This is a genomic window from Streptococcus suis YS56 (genome assembly GCF_000440115.1).
Classification (GTDB): domain Bacteria; phylum Bacillota; class Bacilli; order Lactobacillales; family Streptococcaceae; genus Streptococcus; species Streptococcus suis_L.
Genome location: NZ_ALMY01000028.1, coordinates 1 through 3,293, shown reverse-complemented (window position 1 = coordinate 3,293; position 3,293 = coordinate 1). Strand labels below are relative to the sequence as shown.

4 protein-coding genes are annotated in these 3,293 nt (G+C 38.5%); all 4 read right to left on the bottom strand.

What is annotated here, in order from left to right; all coding sequences use genetic code 11:
• Window positions 1-575: 575 nt before the first annotated feature.
• The 4 genes from SST62_RS0104075 to SST62_RS0104055 all read right to left on the bottom strand — a co-directional run bounded on the left by SST62_RS0104075 (window position 576) and on the right by SST62_RS0104055 (window position 2,996).
• Complete coding sequence (locus SST62_RS0104075) at window positions 576-836, bottom strand: hypothetical protein (protein WP_029186392.1); 261 nt, start codon at window positions 834-836, stop codon at window positions 576-578.
• The gene (locus SST62_RS0104070; protein WP_029186391.1) at window positions 833-1,159 is read right to left on the bottom strand and encodes a hypothetical protein; all 327 of its coding nucleotides are present in this window, start codon (window positions 1,157-1,159) and stop codon (window positions 833-835) included. Before SST62_RS0104070 ends, SST62_RS0104075 begins: the two co-directional genes overlap by 4 nt.
• 812 nt (window positions 1,160-1,971) lie before the next feature.
• Window positions 1,972-2,787, bottom strand: coding sequence for a replication protein (locus SST62_RS0104065; RefSeq protein ID WP_079267422.1), 816 nt, complete (start codon window positions 2,785-2,787; stop codon window positions 1,972-1,974).
• Between the two features lie 68 nt (window positions 2,788-2,855).
• Window positions 2,856-2,996, bottom strand: coding sequence for a CopG family transcriptional regulator (locus SST62_RS0104055; RefSeq protein ID WP_029693283.1), 141 nt, complete (start codon window positions 2,994-2,996; stop codon window positions 2,856-2,858).
• Window positions 2,997-3,293 lie beyond the last annotated feature (297 nt).

The following is a 3,293-nucleotide window of genomic DNA, read 5'->3' as shown; positions in this document are numbered from 1 at the left end:
CACTCATCTCAAAACTCCCTCTTCGAGGTCGTTTCCCCCTAGAATTGTTTGTGATATAATCATAAAGTCGCAACACCCAGTTAGCGTGCAGTTTGCAACTGCTAAGGAGGTGAGACTTCATGCTACAATTCTTAACCGAACTTGTTTTGCTACCGTTGCTGGTCAGCGTCGTTGCAGAACTGATTGCGGAATGGCTAATCCGCAAGTGGCGAAACAAATGCGACAAATAACTTAGCCTGCGTGCCTTGAGCAAGCACAAAAAAACACCCTTGGCTGCAACCTTGGGTGTTTTTCTTCACGCTTAACTTAACCGAACTTTTAAGCACTTTTAGTCTAACATACAAGGCTGATTTTGTCACGTAACAAGAAATAACACATCGTTTTTTGGCTGATAGGATTTCGGGGGCGGTCCACTTCGTGCCCCCGAGGAGAGGTTAGTCAAGGACATAAATGTCATGGTCTTTTTCATGCTTTTGTGCTAACTCGTGCGTAGAGACAAAAAGAGGGGCTTTTAGCCCCCTTATACCGACAGGCGGTATAATTCCCCCACAAATGTCTCTTCGAGACGAGAAGGGCTATTTTGAGCCTTTAGATAACTTCTCAGCTACCTCTTTCGGATAAACTCTATATTTCCCTTTGTCGTCACGTTTACGAAATCCAAAATATAACGGGGTCATCTTCTCAGTATAAGCCACTGGTTCAGCTTGAGAATGACTGTCCAGAGCAGATTGAAAAGATGTATTTTGAAGTTCATCAAGAGTATACAGAACAGGTTCAAAACCCTCTGCTTGTCCCATCAAGTTGATTATTGAATTTCCATGAACTAAAACAATCATTGTTGTTTCTTCAAAGGTTCAAGACCATTTGCCCATAATGACAAACCTAGCTGACCATTTTGGACATAAACCGTTGATTTTTCAGTATCAAAACTCATACGATAATCTTGCATTAACTCAACCGCTGGAAGTCGTTCAAATTTTGCTGTAAAAACAAAACCTGTTAACTCGCCACTCATGACTAAGAAATCAGCTTTAACACCGTTTGTTCCTGTTCGCTTGTTATTCTCGTAAACTGGATTATCAATAAATTCACTAATACATTTTACGTTTGCCAACTCTCCAAATTTTGGAGCTACTGCTTGCGATGGTCTAATTGCCATAATCATTTTCCTTTCCTGCCCTTTCGCAGGTCTTTCTAAAAAATTCGGCAGAACGACAACGATGCAGAAAACCTTCTTCGAAAAATCAAGGATTGACAGGATGATTTATCTTGATTAAACTATATTTGCAACATTTCGAAGCGGTATCTTTCTCAAAGCAAAGTGCCGTTTTTTACTGCCTTGGCATTATTATACCACCTCATGACCTTCAAAAAAAGACCGTCCTTTTTCTCGTAAACCCTTGATATGATTGAATTTGTTGACACTTTCATTTTGCATAATACGAGTATTTTATAACCACCCTTTCAAGTCTATTGTCTACACTTTTGTAACAAGATTTGCTATGGTCGGTTTTGGATCTTGCACGGTCTCTAGCTAAGACTTGCTAGACAAGAAAAATATCAGAGCCATTTGGGTTGCTGTCTGTCTTTTCCTCGTCACTCTTGCGTTACGGTTTTCTTGTCTTGCTATAGCTGCAACAAGAAAACCTCACCACAAGCCAGAGGACGTTCATCGTCAAAGCCATCCACCTTTCCAAAGGCGAACTGATTTTTTCTTGCCTGCAAGACTAATAGCTATTTGACCTATGCAAGTCAAAACACTGACCGAGCAATTCTAAGTTCTCAAAAGATGTGACACTAGACTTTGCAGGGGGAAATAGAAAAAGGCTCGTATAGAGCCAAAAGAAAGGGTCAAAAATTGATTTCATAAGCTAGGCTTGTCAGAGAAAAAAACTGTTTTTTTGATAGACCTGGAGGAGAATAAAAAATTGCCAAGGCAGTAAATACCCTAGCAATTTGTTTTCAAAAATATCAAGCTTTATCAATATCGCTATTATCGTCATAACAATGACACTCATCAACACACTTGCCACGCTCTGACGGCGGATAGGAACTTTTCTTGCAACTTCTAACGACTGGTATTTCAAGAAGTCTTTGTTCCGCAAGAGCTTTTTCACGTTCAATTTTATTTCGTTGCTCTTGATATACACCATCGAAAAACAGTCTAAGCAATCCCGTCCTGTTCTCAACAACTTTACGAATTAAACGACGATTTGTAAAACCATGCTCAGAGCCATTTTCTTTAAGAAATGCCATGAGCTGAACCATGTTAGCTAATTGATTATCCAAAATAATATCGCAAATAATGTCGAATTTCTCACTCAGTTCTTCAACATCAAAAACAATATAACGTTCAATATCAAAATTGTTAAGTAAAACAATATCTTTCTTGTCATAAACGTGTTTGTTTTTAGCAACAGCATCTTTGGATTCGTGAGTAAGATACAAATACATATTTTGTATATTATCCACTATCTGGACTTTAGCAACAGCTTTAACCCCAAGTTTTCTTTGTATCTTTTTCCTTACAGAATCCGCAGTTACATTGTTATTCGCTCGATAAATACAATGATTATGACTTTTCTTAAACCCTCCCAGTTCGGCTTTATCCATATCATGCAGAGGACTAATCGCTATCGGCTGTCCTAATTCCTCTAATAGCTCTTTCCAATTTTCTGGGGCTGAATCAGGATAAATCAAAAACGTAAAATTTTGAGCCTTGGAAGTTCCAATAATAGCTTTCTCAATTACTTCATCCGTTATTTTTGTTGAATTTTCACTTGTCATATGATACAATCATTATACAAAAACACGCCCGTTCGCCCGCCAGCAACGGCTTTTTTTGTACCCTTTCTTTATTTTTTTTCATTGTACGTTTCCAATGCTAAAGCAATAACCGCAGATTTAGTAAATCCTTTTTCTTTAGCAAGACTTTCTAAGATTTTAAATTGCTCATCTGTAAGAGTAATTTGCAATCTTTTTTTATTCTCCGACATAAGTACCTCCAAATTTTATTTTTGTGTATTTACTGTACCACTAAACACACAAAAAGTCAAATTTTTCCAAAAAGTGTCCGTGAAGTGTCCGTGAAGTGTCCGTGAGTGTCCGTGAGCGAAAACCGTTGATACACAAGGGATTGAGCCTGTTTTTTGCTAAATTTGGCATTCGGCACCTAAGGGGGGGTCGTAGTAGCCCCCCTTAGGTTATTGAGATTCGTTACACTCATCTCAAAACTCCCTCTTCGAGGTCGTTTCCCCCTAGAATTGTTTGTGATATAATCATAAAGTCGCAAC